The organism is Methylobacterium brachythecii, from assembly GCF_014196345.1.
GTDB classification, from domain to species: domain Bacteria; phylum Pseudomonadota; class Alphaproteobacteria; order Rhizobiales; family Beijerinckiaceae; genus Methylobacterium; species Methylobacterium brachythecii.
This window is the reverse complement of sequence record NZ_JACIDN010000009.1, coordinates 161290-180116: the sequence shown is the minus strand read 5'-3', so window position 1 is coordinate 180116 and position 18827 is coordinate 161290. Positions and strand designations below refer to the sequence as shown.

General features: G+C 68.0%; 21 protein-coding genes. 3 read left to right on the top strand and 18 right to left on the bottom strand.

Translation table 11 applies throughout. The annotated features are described in order from the left end of the window. Nucleotides 1-46 precede the first annotated feature (46 nt). Together GGR33_RS21895 and GGR33_RS21890 are read right to left on the bottom strand one after the other, a co-directional pair. Complete coding sequence (locus GGR33_RS21895) at nucleotides 47-676, bottom strand: MlaC/ttg2D family ABC transporter substrate-binding protein (protein WP_183509541.1); 630 nt, start codon at nucleotides 674-676, stop codon at nucleotides 47-49. Beyond that, entirely contained in the window at nucleotides 667-1791 is a 1125-nt protein-coding gene (locus GGR33_RS21890; RefSeq protein ID WP_183509531.1) for an HpnL family protein, read from the bottom strand. Before GGR33_RS21890 ends, GGR33_RS21895 begins: the two co-directional genes overlap by 10 nt. A 212-nt stretch (nucleotides 1792-2003) precedes the next feature. On the opposite strand from GGR33_RS21890, the gene GGR33_RS21885 reads away from it, so the two are divergent. After that, complete coding sequence (locus GGR33_RS21885; RefSeq protein ID WP_183509529.1) at nucleotides 2004-3185, top strand: amidinotransferase; 1182 nt, start codon at nucleotides 2004-2006, stop codon at nucleotides 3183-3185. Here GGR33_RS21885 and GGR33_RS21880 read toward each other — a convergent pair. From GGR33_RS21880 to GGR33_RS21850, 7 genes are all read right to left on the bottom strand, one after another. Then, nucleotides 3169-3372, bottom strand: coding sequence for a hypothetical protein (locus tag GGR33_RS21880; protein ID WP_183509524.1), 204 nt, complete (start codon nucleotides 3370-3372; stop codon nucleotides 3169-3171). The genes GGR33_RS21885 and GGR33_RS21880 overlap by 17 nt on opposite strands. A 93-nt stretch (nucleotides 3373-3465) precedes the next feature. After that, nucleotides 3466-4677: an alpha/beta hydrolase fold domain-containing protein gene (locus GGR33_RS21875; RefSeq protein WP_183509521.1), complete on the bottom strand. Its 1212-nt coding sequence runs from the start codon at nucleotides 4675-4677 to the stop codon at nucleotides 3466-3468. 120 nt (nucleotides 4678-4797) lie between these two features. Then, complete coding sequence (locus tag GGR33_RS21870) at nucleotides 4798-5004, bottom strand: NepR family anti-sigma factor (RefSeq protein ID WP_183509512.1); 207 nt, start codon at nucleotides 5002-5004, stop codon at nucleotides 4798-4800. Between the two features lie 131 nt (nucleotides 5005-5135). Continuing rightward, nucleotides 5136-5543 carry a response regulator gene (locus GGR33_RS21865; protein ID WP_183509508.1) on the bottom strand — a complete coding sequence of 136 codons (408 nt, stop codon included), beginning with the start codon at nucleotides 5541-5543 and terminating at the stop codon, nucleotides 5136-5138. A 177-nt stretch (nucleotides 5544-5720) separates the two neighbouring features. After that, entirely contained in the window at nucleotides 5721-6611 is an 891-nt protein-coding gene (locus GGR33_RS21860) for a dienelactone hydrolase family protein (protein WP_183509497.1), read from the bottom strand. 102 nt (nucleotides 6612-6713) lie between these two features. Further along, nucleotides 6714-7157, bottom strand: a complete 444-nt coding sequence (locus tag GGR33_RS21855; protein ID WP_183509492.1) for a hypothetical protein — start codon at nucleotides 7155-7157, stop codon at nucleotides 6714-6716. Between the two features lie 117 nt (nucleotides 7158-7274). Beyond that, entirely contained in the window at nucleotides 7275-7529 is a 255-nt protein-coding gene (locus GGR33_RS21850; RefSeq protein WP_183509487.1) for a hypothetical protein, read from the bottom strand. Between the two features lie 116 nt (nucleotides 7530-7645). On the opposite strand from GGR33_RS21850, the gene GGR33_RS21845 reads away from it, so the two are divergent. Beyond that, nucleotides 7646-7804 (top strand): hypothetical protein, encoded by a 159-nt coding sequence (locus GGR33_RS21845; RefSeq protein ID WP_183509483.1) that lies wholly within the window; start codon nucleotides 7646-7648, stop codon nucleotides 7802-7804. Nucleotides 7805-7879: 75 nt separating this feature from the next. Here GGR33_RS21845 and GGR33_RS21840 read toward each other — a convergent pair whose 3' ends face one another. The 3 genes from GGR33_RS21840 to GGR33_RS21830 form a co-directional block, all read right to left on the bottom strand. Continuing rightward, nucleotides 7880-8386 carry a phasin family protein gene (locus tag GGR33_RS21840; RefSeq protein ID WP_183509480.1) on the bottom strand — a complete coding sequence of 169 codons (507 nt, stop codon included), beginning with the start codon at nucleotides 8384-8386 and terminating at the stop codon, nucleotides 7880-7882. Nucleotides 8387-8748: 362 nt separating this feature from the next. Then, nucleotides 8749-10662 carry a DNA mismatch repair endonuclease MutL gene (gene mutL, locus GGR33_RS21835; RefSeq protein WP_183509476.1) on the bottom strand — a complete coding sequence of 638 codons (1914 nt, stop codon included), beginning with the start codon at nucleotides 10660-10662 and terminating at the stop codon, nucleotides 8749-8751. Nucleotides 10663-10709: 47 nt separating this feature from the next. Next, nucleotides 10710-11324 carry a sigma-70 family RNA polymerase sigma factor gene (locus GGR33_RS21830; RefSeq protein WP_183509465.1) on the bottom strand — a complete coding sequence of 205 codons (615 nt, stop codon included), beginning with the start codon at nucleotides 11322-11324 and terminating at the stop codon, nucleotides 10710-10712. A 357-nt stretch (nucleotides 11325-11681) separates the two neighbouring features. Here GGR33_RS21830 and GGR33_RS21825 point away from each other — a divergent pair, with 357 nt between their 5' ends. Continuing rightward, nucleotides 11682-13415, top strand: a complete 1734-nt coding sequence (locus tag GGR33_RS21825; protein WP_183509460.1) for an outer membrane beta-barrel protein — start codon at nucleotides 11682-11684, stop codon at nucleotides 13413-13415. Nucleotides 13416-13563: 148 nt separating this feature from the next. On the opposite strand, the gene GGR33_RS21820 is transcribed toward GGR33_RS21825, so the two are convergent. The 6 genes from GGR33_RS21820 to sdhC form a co-directional block, all read right to left on the bottom strand. Beyond that, nucleotides 13564-14130, bottom strand: a complete 567-nt coding sequence (locus tag GGR33_RS21820; protein WP_183509455.1) for an AprI/Inh family metalloprotease inhibitor — start codon at nucleotides 14128-14130, stop codon at nucleotides 13564-13566. A 254-nt stretch (nucleotides 14131-14384) separates the two neighbouring features. Then, nucleotides 14385-15209 carry a succinate dehydrogenase iron-sulfur subunit gene (locus GGR33_RS21815; RefSeq protein ID WP_183509451.1) on the bottom strand — a complete coding sequence of 275 codons (825 nt, stop codon included), beginning with the start codon at nucleotides 15207-15209 and terminating at the stop codon, nucleotides 14385-14387. A 21-nt stretch (nucleotides 15210-15230) separates the two neighbouring features. Beyond that, on the bottom strand, nucleotides 15231-16052 hold the full coding sequence (locus GGR33_RS21810; protein ID WP_183509449.1) for a class I SAM-dependent methyltransferase: 822 nt from the start codon (nucleotides 16050-16052) through the stop codon (nucleotides 15231-15233). A 20-nt stretch (nucleotides 16053-16072) separates the two neighbouring features. Continuing rightward, nucleotides 16073-17893: a succinate dehydrogenase flavoprotein subunit gene (sdhA, locus tag GGR33_RS21805; RefSeq protein ID WP_183509445.1), complete on the bottom strand. Its 1821-nt coding sequence runs from the start codon at nucleotides 17891-17893 to the stop codon at nucleotides 16073-16075. 26 nt (nucleotides 17894-17919) lie between these two features. Beyond that, nucleotides 17920-18324 (bottom strand): succinate dehydrogenase, hydrophobic membrane anchor protein, encoded by a 405-nt coding sequence (gene sdhD / locus GGR33_RS21800; RefSeq protein ID WP_183509442.1) that lies wholly within the window; start codon nucleotides 18322-18324, stop codon nucleotides 17920-17922. 11 nt (nucleotides 18325-18335) lie between these two features. Next, complete coding sequence (gene sdhC, locus GGR33_RS21795; protein WP_183509440.1) at nucleotides 18336-18737, bottom strand: succinate dehydrogenase, cytochrome b556 subunit; 402 nt, start codon at nucleotides 18735-18737, stop codon at nucleotides 18336-18338. Between the last annotated feature and the right edge of the window lie 90 nt (nucleotides 18738-18827).

Here is an 18827-nt window from a genome sequence, read left to right as displayed (position 1 = left end):
CGTCTTGGGCGCGAGAAGGTCGTGCGCGTCAGCGTCTCTGGGTGATTCAAGGCTTTGGTTTGGCGGCGAGCATGCCTTCGGTGCGCTCGTTCAAATATTTTACGAGTGCGTCCGCGCCGCCCTTCTTCAGCGGGTCGTTGAAGCCGGCCCGCATCGACGCGACTTCGCTGACGTTGCCGTTGAGCAGGACGTCCTGGATCTTGTTTCCGGGGTTCACGACGTAGTCGACGTCGGTGTCGTCGCCGTCCTTAGTCGTGATCTTGGTATGGACGATCTTGTTGCCGCCGCGCGCATCCGTGCCGGGCTTGATGTCGAACTTGCCGCCGGCGGCCTGTGAGAGGCGGTTGGCGTAGAGCGTCGTGAAGTAGGTGGTGAAGGTATCGGTGACGGCGCTCTGCTGCTCGGGCTTGAAGGTCTTCCATTTCGGGCCGACTGCGACGGGCACCATGGCGGAGGTGTCGAACACCTCCTTGAAGGTCGGGCCGATCACCTCGATGCGGCTCTTCAAGTCGCTCGAACCGTTCTTCAGGGCTTCCTCGACCTTGCCGTAGAGCTTTGTCACCGCAGCGACGGCCGGATCTTCCTCGGCACGCGCGCTCTCGGGCATGCCGCCCAGGGCAAAGAGACCGGCGGCGAGAAGGGCGAGGCTGGACAGGCTGCGACGGGTCAGGCGCACTTCTTGAACTCTCCGCGCTCGATGTCGACGGGACGGGGCTGCCCGAGGCCGTTGGCGGCGTAGCCATAGGCCGCCGGAGCCGGGGCCGGCTCGAAGGCGTGCCCGATGAGCCGCTCGCGGATGCCGTCGAACCCGCCTTCGGCGGTCTCCTGTGCGTCCTTCTGAACGCGGCCCTCCAGGCGATGCCAGAGGAACAGGCTCGGTAGACCGATGGTGAGGTCGGCGGCGCGCTTGACCAGCGACAGGGCCAGGGCGACTTCGGCCGGGATGTTGAAGATGGCGCAGAGGGCGATCAGGCCACCTTCCTGTGCGCCGAGCGCGCCGGGCACCGCGAAGGCGGCGCCGCGCACAGCCTGGGCCAGGCTCTCGATCACGATCGCTTCGAGGAAGCTGACCGGGTAGCCCATGAAGTGCAGGCAGACATAGACCTCGAAGGTCCCGATGACCCAGCCGATCAGGTGCACGAACACGGCGTTCCCGAACCGCGCACCGTTGCCATAGAGGCGCTTCAGGTTGGCGTAGAGCACGTCGACCGCGCCGAGTGCCCGCCATTCGCGGCCCGAGGCGAAGCGCGTGAGGGCCGCCTGGATCAGGCGGTGACCGCTGCGACGCTGGATCATGTAGAAGGCGCCGAGCGCCGGGATCGCGATGATCAGGCCGCCTGCCACGGTGCGGACCACCGGGCCGTCGCCGGCGAGCCAGACCAGGATGCCGAGGCCCGCGATGGTGAACAGGAGCTGGGTCAGCGCCTGGGTCATCAGGTCGACGAACATCGAGGCGCCGGCGAGGCTCCCGGACACGCCGCGCTTGGCCAGCAGGCGCGCGCCGACGAAATCGCCGCCGACCTGTGCCACGGGAAGCAGCGTATTGATGCCCTCGCGCACGAAACGCAGGGTGATGCAGTCGCGCAGGCTCGGGCGCTCACGGCTCGGGAAGATGACGAACCAGCCGAGACCTGCCCAAGCCACGGCGGCGAAGCGGGCGACGATGACGGCCAGCGCACCCCACCCGGCGCTGAGTACGGCCGTCCACACGTCATCGAGTCCCGAGGAGAGGAACAGTCCGACGACGGTGCATAAGCCCGCGATCAGTGCCAGGGTCGTGAGGTGCTTCATGGCCCTCTTTCCGCTACCGGCGATGGTGCGAGGTGTTGTTGGCGTGCCGCGATAACGGCTCAAATCGGCCGCTCGGAGCGAATAGGATCACGGCAAGTTGCAGCTTTAGACAGCGCTGTCTATCACCTGGGAGACACACTGAAGGTCAAAGCGGCAGATCGGCAACAGTCAGAGAACTAAAGCCGCAAGCCTTTGTCCGAGGGGGATTATCCATGGAACGCGATGCGTCCAACATGGCGGAGAACGCCATGCTCGAAGATGCACATACTCAAACCTTCACCGGCCTTCAGGGCCTCAACCCAGACGTGCCGGCGCCGCAGAGCCCGGTCATGGCCTGGAACGAATGGGATCCGCTGGAGGAAGTGATCGTCGGATCGCTCGACGGCGCCACGATCCCGACCCACCACCTCACCGTGATCTTCAACCTGCCGCGCGCCGCGCAGCCGTTCTACCGGCTCGCCTCCGGCTGGAAGTATCCGAAGTTCATGAAGAAGCTCGCCCAGGCCGAGCTCGACAACTTCATCACCATTCTCGCGGGCGAGGGCGTGAAGGTGCGCCGGCCCGACACGGTCGATTTCTCGAAGAAGTACAAGGCGCCGCGCTGGACTTCGCGCGGCTTCTGCGTCGCCTGCCCGCGCGACCCCTATCTCGTCATCGGCGACGAGATCATCGAAAGCCCGATGTGCTGGCGCTCGCGCTACTTCGAGGGCGACGCCTACCGTGCGCTGTTCAAGGAGTACTTCCGGGCCGGCGCCCGCTGGACCTCGGCCCCGCGTCCGCAACTGACGGACGAGCTCTACAACTACGATTACCGGGTGCCGAACCTGAAGGCCGGCGAGCCGATGCAGTTCACGGTCAACGAATTCGAGCCGGTCTTCGACGCGGCCGACTTCGTGCGCTGCGGCCGCGACCTGTTCGTGACCCGCTCGAACGTGACGAACCTGATGGGCATCGAGTGGCTGCGCCGCCATCTCGGCCCGGGCTTCCGCATCCATGAGATCGAGAGCCGCTGCCCGCAGCCGATGCACATCGACTCGTCGTTCATGCCGCTGGCGCCGGGCAAGGTGCTGGTGAACCCGGACTATATCGACGTCGAGAAGCTGCCCGCCGTGCTCAAGAAATGGGACGTGCTGATCGCCCCGCGCCCCGACCCGGTCGAGGGCTTCATGAGCAAGATCTCGATGTGCTCGCCCTGGACCTCGATCAACGTGCTCGCCATCGACGAGAAGAAGATCGTCGTCGACCAGAGCCAGCCGACGCTGATCAAGGCCCTGAAGGATTGGGGCTTCGACCCGATCCCGGCGCCGTTCCTGTCCTACGGCCCGTTTGGCGGCTCGTTCCACTGCGCCACGCTCGACGTGCGCCGCCGCGGCGTTCTCAAGTCGTACTTCTAGGAACCGGTCTGATCGCCCGCCTCCACGACAGGCGGGCGATCAGCACCGCACCGCCGACCTGAAGAAAACCGTTCTCGTCGACTGGGATCGGCCAGAGAGGCATGGTCCAACGCGTCAGCGTGTTGAGCGCGATCAGCCCCAGGCAGAGGGCGAGCGCGGCGATCAGCGTGGCGACGAAATCCGGCATGGCGACGCGTCCGAGGCGAGCCGGCAAAGCTTAGCAAGCGGCGCGCCGGGTGCTGCGTCGCGCCGGCCACATCTCACGGCGAAAGCATCGTGATTAGCGGCGGTCTGCCGCCCGCGGCTGGCGGGGTTTCCCCGACGCTCCCTTCGCGGCGGCTGCCGCGGCAGCTGCCGCCGTTGGAGCGGCCACGGGTGCCGGCGGGGCCAGCTTCGGCACCTCGACGCCGAGCCGCTTCACCGGCCAGCCATCGGCCCAGCGGCCCATGTCGCTGAAGCTCGAATCGGCCTTCAGCTTGTTCGCATCCTTGCCGGCGAAGGCAGCGGTGGCCGCCATGTCGAAGGTGCGCCAGTAGGCGAGGTAGTCCAGCGCGTCGGCGCGGGCGTTGTTGATCTGCTGGACAAGCGTCGCCTGTTCGCCCGTCAGTGTCACGTCGGCAGACCACTTGAACGGCGCGGGCTTCGCGTCCTTGGGATCGGGCGCCACGGTGATCGCGGTGCCGTCATAGGCGGCGTCGATTCCGGCCGGCGAGGACAGCGTCGCGGTCATGGCCGGGAAGCCGTGATCGTCCGACAGCGCGCGCACGATGAGCTTACGCTCGGCCGCGACCGCGCTCGCCTCGCGCAGGATGCGCTTCGCGCCGAGATCGGCTGCGCGGGCGTCCTTGTCGCCGCTGACCGCGACCAGCAGCGTGTCGCCGGCAATGCCCGCGAGATCGACGAGTGGGATGCCGCGGGACTTGGCGTCGTGGGCGATGCCGCCGGGCATGATGACGTAGACAAGCCGCGGCGCCGGCAGTCCCTTGGCCTGCGCTTCCGCCGCGAGATTGGCCGCGAGCGGCGCTCCGGCGAGGTGGCCGATCAGCGCCAGGCGCTTCGGGTCGGGCCGGGCATCCGTGTCGGCGGCGAGCGCGTCGAGGGCGGCCTTCACCAGGCCGCCGGCCTTCTCGGTGGCGTCGGCCGGCCGGCTCTTGTTGAGTTCCTGGAAACGAGGAAACAGCACCAGCCAGCCATTGCGGGCGAGGTGGTCGATCCAGCCGCCATAGGCGCGCGGGTTGGTGGCGCCCCAGGCGTGCAGCAGCACGGCCACCGGACGACCCTCGGCCGGCGCCGGGCCGGATTTGTAGAAGGCGTAGGTGGAGGCGCTGGCCGTCCCGACGGCGCGCTTGACCACGGTCGCACCCTTGTCGCCGACGCCGCCCGGCCCTTCCAGAGGCTGCGTCGGAGGTGGCGCCGCCATTGCGGGTGCCGACACGCCCAGCGCGACGAGAAGGCTCAGGGTCGCGGGGCGAAGACTGAAGGGCAGGCTCATCGGGATTCGGCCGTTGCGGTTCTCTGCCGAGTTCGGCGCGCCCTGCATACCAGATTTGGCTTTGAAGGCGACGGCCCGCAATGAAAGACGTGTGAACCCAGAAACGACGCTGCGACCTGCCTATTCGCTGCTTTGTCCCGATCGACGCGCGTCGATGGCCTCGGCCAATTGCATGAGCGAATGCGGCACGTCGGACGCAATCACCTCGTCGTAAAGGTGGCGAAGGTCGTCGCCGATCCGGTCGAATGGAAAACCGTCAAACGGCCCGTCCGCGGACACACCATCGATGGGAAACTGCGCTGCGTAGTCGTTCGAGACTGTTTTCATGAGGCGACGGCTGATCGCTTTGCTTACCGTGGGTGACGGTATGAAAGCAGACCAACGGCCCGGCTGCCGGATGTTTCCAGACATTGCTGGAAGTTTTCGTGCAGGCGGCCGGAGGCGAAAGGCGAGCGCCGTCAGTCCTCCGTGACGCCACCGTGCTGACGGGCTGCTTCCTCGAGCCATTGCAGGATCTCGGGTGCGCGCCAGGGTTTGGGGATGAAGGTCGCGGAAATCCGCAGGTCGCTCGGCTGATCGCTGGCATCGCCCGAGGTCAGCAGGATGCGGATGCGCGGCCAGGTGACGCCGATGATGCGGGCGAGTTCGAATCCTCCGATCGTGCCGGGCGTGCGGACGTCGGAAAACACGACGGTGACGTCCTCACCGCGCTCGTTGAGGATGGCGAGGGCGCGCTCAGCCGTCTCGGCCTCGATCACCTCGAAGCCAGTCTCCTCGAGCATCTCGGACGCGAGGAAGCGCTCATCGGGCTCATCCTCGACGACGAGGATGACGGGCTTCTTGCCCGCCGGTCGCACGTCACTCATCACCTGACTCACGCCGTGATCACCCACTGCGCCGAATCCGGGAGTCTATCGCCGCATCGCGATGACATTCGACACGCTGCAACGATAGTTGCCTCCCGCCTCACGTCTGTACCGCGAGGGCAACAACGCCGGATTTATTCAGATACCCGGGTGACGAACAACCGAACTCTCGCGAATTCAGCCGACGCCGTGCTGTTTCAGGAACGCCAATGCGCGCGCCCACCCATCTTGGGCCGCGTCCTTGCGATAGCTCGGGCGGTAATCGGCGTGGAAGCCGTGTGGGGCCTCCGGATAGATCACGAGCTCGACGTTCTTGCCGGCTGCCCGCGCCGCGTCCCTCGCCTTCTCGACGCTCGCGACCGGGATGCCGGTGTCGGCACCGCCATAGAGCGCCAACAGAGGAGCATGGATCTCGGCGGCGACGTCTCCGGCGGTCTTTGGCTGGATCGCGCTGCGCTCGCCACCGAGCGGGCCGTACCAGGCGACCGCCGCCTTCAGATCGGTGCGGTGGGCATCGTAGAGCCAGACCGCGCGGCCGCCCCGGCACCAGCCCATCACGCCGAGCCGGTCGAGATCGCCTTTCGCGGCCGAGGCCGCCCAAGCTGCCGTGGTGTCGAGATCGGCGATCCACTGGCCGTCCGGAGTCTTCAGGACGACTTCGCTGAAGATCGTCTTGACGTCGGTCATGGTCGAGAGATCGCCCTGCCTGGCATAGAGTTCCGGAGCCACGGCGCAGTAACCCGCCTTGGCGAGCCGCCGGCAGATGTCCTTGATGTAGTCGTGGACCCCGAAGATTTCCTCGACCACGAGGACGATCGGGAACGGCCCGTCGCCCTTCGGCACGGCGCGGTAGCCCGGCATCGGCCCGTCGGCCGCCGGGATCTTCACCTCCCCGGCCTCGATGCCTTCGGCATCGGTGGTGATCACCTGCGCCTCGACCTTCGCGGTCGCCAGGGTCAGTCCGGTGATCAGGCTGGTCATCACGAAACCCCGCCGCGAGAGCGGCCCAGGATCGAGCCCTTCGAGTCCGCCGAGGTTGGAGCCGCGCGAGTCGTTCTGGATGCTCATGATGCCTCCGAGTCTGCTCTCGGCAGGCGAACACGGCGGCGGGGGCGGAGGTCAAGCTGGCGCTGCGTCACGAAGCCGGCATCACGCGTTTCCGTTGGCCGGTCAGGCGCTCGCACCGATCGAGACGCGCTCCCCGGCGCGGTCGCGGACGGGCAGGCGTGGAGCCGGCTTGGCCTCGGCAGGGCGCTTGCGTGCTGCGGATCTCGGCCGGAGCAGGTCGCCCAAGGCGACGAAGCCCTCGCATCCGCTAGGGGCGGGCCGCAATCCGAAGCCGATTGCGAAGGAGCGCGACAGGGCCTCGTCGGCGGTCATCCCAAACCGCTCTAGCGCGGCGAGGAAGATCTCGCGGAACAGGCGCGGCGCGCACCAGCTCTTCTCGGCGAGCTGAAGCGGCCAGGTCCAGAGCCCGTCTCCGCGCCGCGCGCCGAGCGCCTCGCGTGCGATGAAATAGCCGGTGGCACGATGCTCGAGTCCTTCGGGGACGAGGTTCCAATCGTCGTTCGCGAACAGGACGTCGCCGTCAGCGTCCGTGCAGAGGTCGGTCATGCGGTTGCCCTCCCGGCGATGGCACCGCGTGATTCGGTGGGTTGGGAACATAGGTAGAACATTTGACCGCTTGGCCGGAGCGGTCAAGCGTTTCGTTCACTCTGTGTTCCGTGCGCCTCAGCCGCCGGTAAGGCTCTCGGCGAAGTCTTCGGGGACCTGTCCGAACTGCGCCAGGATCGTTGCGCTCTCCAGTTCGCCGGTCTCGTCGTCGGCCACGACCTTAAGAGCCGCGGTGCCGGGCAGGCGCGCGGCCATGGCCTCGGCCTTCTTAAGGGCGCCGCTCTCGGTGGGCGTCACCTCGCGATCGCCGGGCTGCAGGCGTTTGCGCTTCTCGACGAAGGTCTGCACCAGGAACGTCGTCTTCATGGCCATCGCTGTCTCGTCCCGCTTGTCCCCAGGCCGCTGAGTTCCGGCCGTCCAGTAAGCTCCTGCTAAGGCTTCCCGGCCAGCCTGTCGCCTCGACCCGCCAGCGCCGACGGAAGGCTGCCTTGACCCTGGTCCTCGGATTCCTCTCGCTCACCCTCGCGATGACCCTCGCCACCGGAGCTGCGGCGGTCCTCTGGGCGCGCTTTGTCGCCCGGGGACTGGACGACGGTGAGGTCCCCGAACGGGCCGGTCACGCGGGACTCGACGGCAGAGTCTGGTAAGCGAATTCGGTCGCGGCGCATGCAGAGGGCGGCCTCCGGGGCCGCCCTCTTCGCATCATCCGTGCTGCGTCGGCCTCAGTTCGGGCGCGTGCTGGCCCGGGTGGTCGGCTTGATCTCGCTGGTGAAGATCCGGCCGGCCTCCTCCGCATGCTTCAGCGACGTCTCAGCGATGCCCTTGCCGTCCTTGACGAAGTCTTCGAGGCCATCGCGCACCACCTCGCTCTGGATCGCGGCGAATTCCTGGAGCGTCCTGGCCTGAGCCAGCCGGTTGAGAGCGGTGAGATTGCGCTGGAACTGGCGCTGACCGAACTCGAGCCAATGCCGCGAGGCATCCTGGAATCCCTGGCCCAGCACGGTGCCGCACCGCGTGACGGCGTCGAGATTGCGGCGCGACTGCTCGGCGAAACGCTCCGCATCTTCTTTCGAGAGATTGAAGCTGCGCGTGAAGCGCTCCGTGGCGTCGAAGACCTGACGGGAGACGTTCTGGACGTTGTCTTGTGCGGTGCGCAGGGCGTCATGGCCCTGGGCCGTGACGCGCTCGGCAGTGTTCTTCACCTGTGCTTCCGTCTGATTGGCGGCCATGATCATAGTCCTTCCTGGAATCAGAATGTTGTCCCAATCAATCAGCGCTCGATCGGAAGAATATCATCCTGGATAAGTCGGGGGATACGAACGTGGACAGCATGTCGATTGTTTGTGCTGCCGCCGACTGAGTTCGGACCATAGATACTATTTTCAAGGCCTGCCGATTGTATTCATTTTTGCGGATTCCATACGTCGTTGGACTGATTTTCATCCAGTCGGCGCAAGTCCTTGAGTGCATTGCACAATGATGATTGGCGCGGTGCCGAGACGGCGCGCGTTCGTTTGCCGTCAGGCGGTATTGCGCTGGCGACGTGTCGGCATGGACAGGCGGTCCGTCGCCGGCATGCCGGCGCGGTCGATCACCGGCGCCCGAACAACCGCTCGATGTCGGAGAGCTTCAGGGTCACGAAGGTTGGCCGGCCGTGGTTGCACTGGCCGGAATTCTCCGTGCTCTCCATGTCGCGCAGCAGGGCGTTCATCTCCTCGGGACGTAACCGCCGCCCGGCGCGGATCGAGCCGTGGCAGCTCATGCGCGAGAGCACCGCGTCGAGCCGGCGGGACAGGGGATCGCCGGACCCGCTCGGAGCGCCCTCCTCCACGCCGCCCGCCTCCAGCGCGTCGAGCACGTCGAGCACGAGGTTCCGGACCGAGCCGCCGCTGAGTGCGGACGGGATCGCCCGCGCCAGGACGGCGCCCGGTCCGAAGGCCTCCAGCGTGAGGCCGAGCCGGTCGAGGTCCTCGGCCGCCGCGATCAGCCGGTCGGCCTCGGCGGGCGCCATCTCGACGACGTCGGGGATCAGAAGGCCCTGGCGCGCGATGCCGCCCTCCCTGCGCTCGCGCTTCAGCCGCTCGTAGACCAGGCGCTCGTGCGCCGCGTGCTGGTCGACGATGACGATGCCGTCCGCGGTCTGCGCGACGATGTAGGTCTCATGGAGCTGGGCGCGGGCGGCGCCGAGCGGGTGGTCGAGCGCGGGCTCGGCGGCATCCTCGCGCAGGTCGGCGCCGGGCGGGGCGAGGTCCGTGGCGAACAGCGCCTGCGGCGCCTCGCCGAAGCCGGCGGCGGCCCGGTTCGGCGCATGGTAGCCGGCCGGCGCCGCGAAGGAGGGCGTCGCGGCCGGGCGATAGCCTGTACCAATCGGGCGCACGTAAGCGGAGGTGCCCGAATGCACCGGGAACGGCCCCGCCGCGCCCGGCCGCAGGGCTTCGAGCGCCTGCGCTGCCCCGGTGGTGGTCGAGCGTGCGCCGGCCCGGCGCAGACTCTCGTGGATCGCGCTGACGACGAGTGCACGTACCAGCCCCGGCTCGCGGAAGCGCACCTCGGTCTTGGCAGGGTGCACGTTGACGTCGACGAGGTCGGGCGCACAGACGAGTGCCAGGGCCAGCACCGGGTGGCGGTCGGAGCTCATCGTGTCGGCATAGGCCCCGCGGACCGCGCCGAGCAGCAGCCGATCGCGGACAGGTCGACCGTTGACCGAGAAATGCACGTGGCTCGCCGCACCGCGATGGAAGGTCGGCAGGCCGATATGGCCTTCGAGCGCGATGCCCTCTCGGGCGAGGGAAAGCGGCACGGCGTTGGGCGGGAAGTCCGCGCCCAGCACCGCGCCGAGCCGGCGCAGGTGGGCCGCGGGACCCGGCTCGCTCTCGGCGGGGAACACGCTGGGGCTGCCGTTCTCGGTGCGCAACGTGAAGCGGATGTCGGGCCGTGCCACCGCGAGGCGGCGCAGGATCTCGGAGATCGCCGCGGTCTCGGCCCGATCGGATTTCAGGAACTTGAGCCGGGCCGGGGTGGCCGCGAAGAGGTCGCTCACCTCGATCCGGGTGCCGCGCGGACCCGGCGCGGGCCGTGAGCGTCCCTTGATTCCGGCCTCGACGACGAGGCTGGTGCCCTCGCGATCCTCGGCCCGGCGCGAGGTGATCGCGAGCCGGGCCACCGCGCCGATCGAGGGCAGCGCCTCACCGCGAAAGCCGAGCGATACGATGCGGCCGAGATCGCCGTCGGGCAGCTTCGAGGTGGCGTGGCGCTCGACCGCGAGCTCCAGATCCTCCGGCCCCATACCGTGGCCGTCGTCGATCACCCGGATCAGTCGGCGGCCGCCGGCCTCGATCGCGACCTCGATGCTCGTCGCGCCGGCATCGATGGCGTTCTCGACGAGTTCCTTGACCACGGAGGCCGGCCGCTCGACCACCTCGCCCGCCGCAATGCGGTCGACCAGGATGGAATCGAGGCGGCGCACCGAGACGCGCGGGGGCAACAGGTCGACGGAGGCGGACATGCCGCGACGCTAGCCGCGATGCGGCCGGCGCTCAACGGCGGAGCGGGTCAGGCGGCGGCGCCGTCCAGGGTATCACGCGGCTCGCCGAGCAGATCCGCGAGCTGGGTGCGGGCGCGGCTGACCCGGCTCTTCACGGTGCCGACCCGGCAGGCGAGGATCTCGGCCGCCTCTTCGTAGGTGAAGCCCTCGGCGCCCACGAGGAGGAGGGCGTCGCGCTGCGTCGCCGGCAGATGCTCGAGCTTCTCGTAGAGGCTCCGCAGGGCGACGGTGTCGTCCTGGTCGGCGAGCGCCGTCAGGCCGGCGGCATGCACGCCGTCGGCATCCTCGACCTCGCGCTTGCGCTTGCGGATCTCGGAATAGAACAGGTTGCGCTGGATGGTGAACAGCCAGGCGATCAGCCGGGTGCCCGGCGCGAAGCGGTGGTGGTTGGTCCAGGCGCGCAGCATCGTCTCCTGGACGAGGTCGTCGGCCCGGGTCGCGTTGCCCGTCAGCGACAGGGCGAAGGTGCGCAAGGCCGGCAACGCCCGCATCAGCCCCTCACGGAATTCGGCCGTCACCGTCTCGCCGCGCGCGTTGAGCGCGCTCTCGAAGGCGCCGAGCAGGCTCGACAGCCGGCTCGGCATCCGGTCCGCCGGCAACTCGAAATAAGCGCGCAGCGGCATCCGGAGATAATCGGGGATCGATGCCGGAGCGGCCGTCGCGGGTGGGGCTTCTTCGGCGATGCAAGGGAGTGCTGTCACGATCGGGGGAGGCCCTTTCTCTCATGCAGTTCATAAAGTGAATGCACCTAACATTCTGAGCGGGTGATGAATGCGAACGTCCGCCGGACGCGGTGTTGACCCCCCATTAACCACGTTCGGTTTAGCTCCATTAACCACGGCTCGTCCGGGGGCGGCCGCGGCGTGAGCCTCGGTTCGACCCGCGGCGCGAACCGCCCTGCCCTTTCGAGGACGACGGAGCGACGTCCACCCGTGACAGGCGAGCGGCCCATCGCAGAAGCGGGGAGACGGCGCGCCGCCATGCGGCTGTGCGGCCTGCTTCTCTGCGCGACCGCCCTGAGCGGTGCGCTCGGCTGGACGGCGCCGGCGCAGGCCCAGTCCGCCGACCAGGACGCGATGCCGCCTGCCTTCGAGGCCGGCAATCCGCTCGCCAGGAAGCGTCCATCCGAACGGTTCGGCCTCGATACGGGACAAACCGGCCTGCCGGCGCTGCGCGGTGCTGGCGGCAACGGCAACGTGCTGGCCGGCGGTCAGACCTCGGGCGATGCGGGCGATGCCGGTGACAGCGTCGCCCGGCTGCCGCGCTTCCGCTCCGCCGGTCCGCCGGTCTCCGGCATCTCGGGGGCGCGCGGCGCCGCCGCGCCCGCGGGCCTGCTGCGGCAGCGGGCTGCGCCGCCGCGCCGCTACGGCCTTCCGACTCGGGTCCTGACCCGCGCGCGCACCCAGGGCTACGTCACCGACCTGCGCCTGACGCCGGTGATCCAGACGCCGGTCTCCGGCGTGCCCCTGCCGACCGCGGTTCCGCTGCCGACGGCGATCCCGCTGCTCGGCCTGAGCAATCCCGGCCGGCTGCTGCTCTCCTCCCCCGGCTTCCGTCAGCCGGGCGAAGCCGATCCGGCCTACGCGCCACTCGGGATCAAGCTCGGCACGATGACCTTCCTGCCGGCCTTCACGCAGAGCGTCGGCTACGACACCAACCCCGACCAGACCACGGCGCGTGCCGCGAAGGGCTCGACGGCGCTGCGCAGCGACGCCGAACTGCTGTTTCGCAGCGATTGGTCGTCGAGTGAGCTCTCGGGCGAGCTGCGCGGCGGCTACAGCGAGTTTCCCGACAACGAGATGGCGAGCCGCCCGAACGCCTCGGGCGTGACGCGCATGCGCATCGACGTGAACCGCGACACCCGCGTCGACCTCGAAACCCGTTTCGTAGTCGACACGCAGCGCACCGGCAGCCCCGACCTCGGCGCGGCGGCCACCAGCCGGCCGATCTTCGCGACCTACGGCGCCTCGGCCGGCGTCACCGAGAATTTCAACCGCATCCAGGTGACCTTGCGAGGCTCGATCGACCGCCAGGTCTTCGACGATGCGAGGCTCGCCGACGGCACCGCGCTGATCCAGAGCGACCGCAACGCCAACCAGTATGGCGTGCGCCTGCGGGCGGGCTACGAGATCTCGCCGGTGATCACGCCCTTCGTCGAAACGCTGCTCGACACGCGCATCTACGACACACCCGTGGACCAGCAGGGTTTCCGCCGGGATTCGGACGGGGTCGGCTTCACCGCCGGTGCGACGGTCACCCTGACACGCTTCGTCTCGGCGGAGATCTCGGCGGGCCTGCAGCGCCGCGACTACGTCGACCCGAAGCTGCGCGCGATCACGGCCCCGATCTTCAACGCCGCTCTGATCTGGCAGGTGAGCCCGCTGACCACCGTGCGCTTCAGCCAGCAGACCGGCGTGATCGAGACCTCGGTCGCGGGCTCGAGCGGCGTGTTCACCGACGCCGCGACGCTCGAGGTGCAGCACGACCTCCTGCGCAACCTCTCGATCACCGTGGGCGGCGGCTTCCTCAGCAGCGACTACCAGGGAGTCCAGATCAAGGAGCGCGGCTACTCGGCGCTGGCGCGGATCGACTACCGCTTCAACCGTTGGCTGACGCTGCGCGGCAGCTACGTCTACCAGCAGATCACCAGCACCGACCGCACCTCGAGCTTCAGCGACAACATCTTCCTGCTGGGCATGCGCATCAACCCATGACGATCTCGCATCGTCGCCCGTCATTCCGAGACCGCGAAGCGGAACCCGGAATCCCCGATGGACCCGGCGCTAGACTCAGATCGCGCATCACGGGTCGATTCCGGGTTCTCGCCGCTGGCGAGCCCCAGGGTGACGGAGGGGAAGAAACCTACCGCGCCAGCGAGAGCGACGCACCGGACTTCGAAAGGGCGCCGTCCAGGGAGCCGCCGGCCTGTTTCAGGCGTGCGGCGACGGTGCCGCCGGACTGGTACAGGTAGACCTCGCCATCGCGGAAATCCCAGGCGGACACCTTGGCGAGATCCTTGTTGGCGCAGCCCGAGGTGGTCGCACGGTAGAGGTCCAGCGTCGGAGAGCTGGTCAGCGAGACCCGGCAGCTGCCGTTGGCATCGGTGGCGGTCCAGCCGCCGACGACCGAGGAACGGCCGGTGGCGACGACGGGCGGCGGAGCAGGCGGCGTGACGGGCTCCGCGACGACGGGCGGCGGAGCCGAGGCGACGATGCCGGCGCCGAGCGGCTGCCCCTCGGCGGTGGCGCCGGGTGGTGGCGCCAGGGGCGTGCTCGTGACCGCACCCGAGGGTGCGGCGGCATAGGGCTCGGGCGGGAGCTGCGCACGTGGCGCCTGGCGGGATGGGCCATCGAAGCGGCTCGTGCCACAGGCGCCGAGCCCGCAAGCGAGCGCAAGGACGGCGGCAGTCGACAGGAGCTGACGCGGCATCGGTACACGATCCCCATTACGGCCGAGATTGGACCGCTGCGTCGCCGCCAATTGCGATGGCCGCAAGGCGGCCGGCTCGGTGCCTGCTGTGAATAGCCGGGAAGTGCCGCCTTTTCAGGTCGGTGTGGCCGGTCAGCCGCAGTTGGTTTTCCCTGGCCGGAACCGAGGCACGTGGCCGTCGGCCGGTGCGAACGCGCGTCGCCGCCGATGCGGCGGACAGCCTTCGATGCGACGGCATCGAAGGCCGCTGTCGATTACGCCGCGCGCTCGACCATCATCTTCTTGATCTCGGCGATGGCTTTCGCCGGATTGAGATTCTTCGGGCAGGTATTGGCGCAGTTCATGATCGTGTGGCAGCGATAGAGCCGGAACGGGTCGTGGAGCCCGTCGAGGCGCTCGCCGGTGTTCTCGTCTCGGCTGTCGATCAGCCAACGATAGGCCTGGAGCAGGGCCGCGGGGCCGAGGAACTTGTCGCCGTTCCACCAGTAGCTCGGGCAGGACGTGGTGCAGCAGGCGCACAGGATGCACTCGTAGAGCCCGTCGAGCTTCTGCCGGTCCTCCGGGGTCTGCCGCCATTCCTTCTCTGGCGAGAGTGTCTCGGTCTGGAGCCAGGGCTCGACCGAGGCGTGCTGGGCGTAGAAGTTGGTGAGATCCGGCACGAGGTCCTTGATCACCGGCATGTGCGGCAGCGGGTAGATCCTCACTGCGCCGTCCTTGTCCTTGCGGGTCAGCAGCGGCAGCGCGTTGTCGGGCTTGCGGCACTCGTCGATGCCGATGGTGCAGGCCAGCGCATTCTGGCCCTCGATGTTCATGGCGCAGGAGCCGCAGATGCCCTCGCGGCAGGAGCGGCGGAAGACCAGGGTCGCGTCGACCTTGTTCTTGATCCAGAGCAGGGCGTCGAGGACCATCGGGCCGCAATCGTCGCGGTCGACATGGTAGGTGTCGATGCGCGGGTTCTGCCCGTCATCCGGGTTCCAGCGATAGATCCGGAACACCTGAAGATTCTTGGCGCCTTCGGGCGCCGGCCAGGTCTTGCCTTCGCGGATCTGCGAATTTTTGGGGAGGGTGAACTGTGCCATGAGCGGTAGGGCTCCGGAATTCTAGAAAGTCCAGCGGGTGCCGACGGCGTTGGTCCGCGGCGGCCCTTTGCTGGCGCGCTTCTCGAAGACGACCATGCTGTCGTGGAAGGAGATGCCGTGCGTCACGTCCGCAAAGCCCGGATCGCGGTCCTCCGGATCGGGGTCGAGCACGTAGCGGGCGTGGAGGCGGTCGAGCAGGCCCTTGGCGTATTCCATGAAGGCGCCGGGTGCCCGCAGGCCGCCGCCGAAATCCGGCCAGTAGGAGCAGTGCACGTCTTCGACGATGTAGATGCCGTTCGGGGCGAGCAGCGGGTACAGGAACTCGAAGGTCGCGATCTGGTGCTCGCTGACGTGGCTCGCATCGTCGATCACCACGTCGATGCCGCCCATCTGCTCGACGATACGCGCGAGCAGCGCGGTGTCGGTCTGGCTGCCGATGTGGATCGTCAGGTCAGGGTCGTCGACCTGGGCGCAGCGCGGATCGATGTCGAGCCCGTTCAGGATCGCCGCCTGTCCGAGATAGCGCCGCCAGACCTGAAGGGCGCCGCCCTGGAAGACGCCGATTTCCAGGAAGCGTACCGGTTTGTCGCGGTATTGCGACAGGTGGCGGTCATAGACCTCCAGGTAGGAATGCCACTTATGCGCGATCCGGTCGGACTGCGCGTAATACGCCGCCTCGGCCGCGTTGGCCGCACGAGCCTGCTCTCCGGACTGATCGAAGGGGAGCTGGTAGCTGTTGACGACGTCGCTCCATGAGCCGGGCGGCTCGGCCGGGGCGCCGGCGCGCAACAGCGTCGAAGCCGGCTTCGACGGTCGTCCGACGATTTTCGACAGGAGGCTCATCGGTCCGGTGCCGCCCGCGCTCAATATACCCGAGCCTTCGGCTCGATGTACTGGATCTCGTTCGACATGGTGTAGGTATGCACCGGCCGGTAATCGATCGTGACCTTTCCGGATGTCTCGTCGAGCCAGGCTAGGGTGTGCTTCATCCAGTCCTTGTCATTGCGCTCGGAAAAGTCTTCGCGGGCGTGCGCGCCGCGGGACTCGGTGCGGTTGGCAGCCGATTCCATGGTGACGACGGCCTGGCCGATCAGGTTGTCAAATTCGAGCGTTTCGAGCAGGTCGGTGTTCCAGACCAGAGACCGGTCTTTCACGGCGATGTCGGCGGCGCCCTTGAACACCTTGCCGATCAGGCCCCTGCCCTCCTCCAGCACGTCGCCGGTGCGGAAGACCGCGCAGTTGTTCTGCATCGTGCGCTGCATCTCGTCCCGCAGCTTGGCCGTCGGCGTGCCGCCGCTGGCATTGCGGAAATGATCCAGGCGGGAGAGCGCCTTGTCGGCGGAATCCTTGGGCAGGTCGGGCTGACGGGCGCCCTTCTCGACGATCTCGGCGCAGCGCAGGCCCGCGGCGCGGCCGAACACAACGAGATCGATCAGCGAGTTGGAGCCGAGCCGGTTGGCGCCGTGCACGGAGACGCAGGCCGCCTCGCCGAGCGCCATCAATCCGGGGACGATGGTGTCCGGGTTGCCGTTCTTCAGGGTGAGCACCTCACCGTGAAAGTTCGTGGGGATGCCGCCCATGTTGTAGTGCACCGTCGGGATGACCGGGATCGGCTCCTTGGTCACGTCCACGCCCGCGAAGATCCGCGCGCTCTCCGAGATGCCGGGCAGGCGCTCGTGCAGGATCTTCGGATCGAGATGATCGAGGTGCAGGTAGATGTGATCCTTGTTCTTGCCGACGCCGCGGCCGTCGCGGATCTCCATGGTCATGGAGCGCGAGACCACGTCGCGCGAGGCAAGGTCTTTCGCCGACGGCGCGTAGCGCTCCATGAAGCGCTCGCCCTCGGAGTTCGTCAGGTAGCCGCCCTCGCCGCGCGATCCTTCCGTGATCAGGCAACCGGCGCCGTAGATGCCGGTGGGGTGGAACTGCACGAACTCCATGTCCTGCAGCGGCAGGCCGGCGCGCAGCACCATGGCGTTGCCGTCGCCAGTGCAGGTGTGCGCGGAGGTCGCCGAGAAATAGGCCCGGCCGTAGCCGCCGGTCGCTAGGATCGTGGTCTGGGCGCGGAAGCGATGGATCTCGCCAGTGGCCTGGTCGAGCGCGATGACGCCCCGGCAGCGGCCGTCCTCGTCCATGATCAGGTCGAGGGCGAAGTACTCGATGAAGAATTCTGTCGAGTTCTTCACGGCCTGCCCGTAGAGGGTGTGGAGCATGGCGTGGCCGGTGCGGTCGGCTGCGGCGCAGGTGCGCTGGGCGGTGCCCTTGCCGTAATCGGTGGTCATGCCGCCGAAGGGCCGCTGGTAGATCTTGCCTTCTTCCGTTCGCGAGAACGGGACGCCCCAGTGTTCGAGCTCGTAGACGGCGGCCGGCGCGTTGCGGACGAGATATTCGATGCAGTCCTGGTCGCCGAGCCAGTCCGACCCCTTCACCGTGTCGTACATGTGCCAGCGCCAGTCGTCCGGGCCCATGTTCCCGAGCGAGGCCGAGATGCCGCCCTGTGCGGCAACCGTGTGCGAGCGGGTCGGAAACACCTTGGTGATGCAGGCGGTGCGAAGCCCGGCCTGGCTGCAGCCCACCGTGGCACGCAATCCTGCGCCGCCTGCGCCGACGATCACGACGTCGAAGGTGTGGTCGATGATGGGATAGGCGGGCGCGCCGCTTCCGTTCGATCCGTTGGAGGCCATGCTGCTGTTCCTCGGATTGGCGCGCGTCAGACCAGGCCGCCCAGCCCCACGCGGACGATCGCGTAGAGGCAGGCGGCGGCGACGGCGACCGCGTAGAAGGTGTTGGCGGTGAGCGCCGCGAATTTGAGACCGGTGCCGTGGACGTAGTCCTCGATGATCACCTGCATGCCGAGTCGCATGTGGATCGTGGCCGACACGATCGTGAGCAGTAGGACGATCGCCACGACCGGCTGCGCGACGAGCGCCACGGCTTCGGGATAGGGACGGCCCCACATCTTCGCGACGATGACGGCGAAGGCGATCATCAGGAGCAGGTTGGCCGCGCCGGTCAGGCGCTGCATCCAGAAATGCTCAGCACCGTGCCCGGAAGCGCCGAGGCCCTTCACACGGGCGCGCGGCGTGCGGATCGAGGCGGACTTGGTTTCGGCCATGACCGGGCTCCTCAGTGCAGCAGCAGGGCGAGCGCCCAGATGACGATGGTGAGCGCCACCGAGGCGATCAGGCTCATGCGGGAGAGCGCCATGCGCTCGTGCCGCTCGAAGCCGCGGCCGGTATCCCAGATGAAGTGGCGCAGGCCGCCGAGCATGTGGTTCAGCAGGACCCAGGTATAGGCGAACAGGATCAGCAGCCCGATCCAGGAGCCGAAGAACCAAGCCACCGCACCGTAGGCCTTAGGGCCGGAGGCAAGCGCCACGAGCCAGATCGTGACGAGAAGGGTGCCACCATAGAGGGCCGCGCCCGTCGCCCGGTTCAGGATCGACATCAGCATCGTCCAGGTCCAGCGGTAGACCTGCAGGTGCGGGGAGAGCGGCGGGGCGACGGTCGGTCGGGCGGTAGGCGCCATATCGGGTCCTCGAGATGCTCGGATCTGGAGTTTGTCTAAAGAGAGGGCGTAGTGTGCGTTGCGGCAAGCGGCAAGGCAGCCGCCGGTCCC

Coding starts and splice junctions, on each gene's coding strand:
- GGR33_RS21810 (WP_183509449.1), bottom strand. CDS start 16,052: ATGAGCCTCCTGTCGAAAATCGTCGGACGACCGTCGAAGCCGGCTTCG.
- GGR33_RS21860 (WP_183509497.1), bottom strand. CDS start 6,611: ATGAGCATCCAGAACGACTCGCGCGGCTCCAACCTCGGCGGACTCGAA.
- GGR33_RS21880 (WP_183509524.1), bottom strand. CDS start 3,372: ATGCCGGATTTCGTCGCCACGCTGATCGCCGCGCTCGCCCTCTGCCTG.
- GGR33_RS21855 (WP_183509492.1), bottom strand. CDS start 7,157: ATGACCGACCTCTGCACGGACGCTGACGGCGACGTCCTGTTCGCGAAC.
- GGR33_RS21885 (WP_183509529.1), top strand. CDS start 2,004: ATGGAACGCGATGCGTCCAACATGGCGGAGAACGCCATGCTCGAAGAT.
- GGR33_RS21850 (WP_183509487.1), bottom strand. CDS start 7,529: ATGGCCATGAAGACGACGTTCCTGGTGCAGACCTTCGTCGAGAAGCGC.
- GGR33_RS21830 (WP_183509465.1), bottom strand. CDS start 11,324: ATGCCGCTGCGCGCTTATTTCGAGTTGCCGGCGGACCGGATGCCGAGC.
- GGR33_RS21840 (WP_183509480.1), bottom strand. CDS start 8,386: ATGGCCGCCAATCAGACGGAAGCACAGGTGAAGAACACTGCCGAGCGC.
- mutL (WP_183509476.1), bottom strand. CDS start 10,662: ATGTCCGCCTCCGTCGACCTGTTGCCCCCGCGCGTCTCGGTGCGCCGC.
- GGR33_RS21825 (WP_183509460.1), top strand. CDS start 11,682: ATGCGGCTGTGCGGCCTGCTTCTCTGCGCGACCGCCCTGAGCGGTGCG.
- GGR33_RS21865 (WP_183509508.1), bottom strand. CDS start 5,543: ATGAGTGACGTGCGACCGGCGGGCAAGAAGCCCGTCATCCTCGTCGTC.
- GGR33_RS21890 (WP_183509531.1), bottom strand. CDS start 1,791: ATGAAGCACCTCACGACCCTGGCACTGATCGCGGGCTTATGCACCGTC.
- GGR33_RS21875 (WP_183509521.1), bottom strand. CDS start 4,677: ATGAGCCTGCCCTTCAGTCTTCGCCCCGCGACCCTGAGCCTTCTCGTC.
- GGR33_RS21870 (WP_183509512.1), bottom strand. CDS start 5,004: ATGAAAACAGTCTCGAACGACTACGCAGCGCAGTTTCCCATCGATGGT.
- GGR33_RS21815 (WP_183509451.1), bottom strand. CDS start 15,209: ATGGCACAGTTCACCCTCCCCAAAAATTCGCAGATCCGCGAAGGCAAG.
- sdhC (WP_183509440.1), bottom strand. CDS start 18,737: ATGGCGCCTACCGCCCGACCGACCGTCGCCCCGCCGCTCTCCCCGCAC.
- sdhA (WP_183509445.1), bottom strand. CDS start 17,893: ATGGCCTCCAACGGATCGAACGGAAGCGGCGCGCCCGCCTATCCCATC.
- GGR33_RS21820 (WP_183509455.1), bottom strand. CDS start 14,130: ATGCCGCGTCAGCTCCTGTCGACTGCCGCCGTCCTTGCGCTCGCTTGC.
- sdhD (WP_183509442.1), bottom strand. CDS start 18,324: ATGGCCGAAACCAAGTCCGCCTCGATCCGCACGCCGCGCGCCCGTGTG.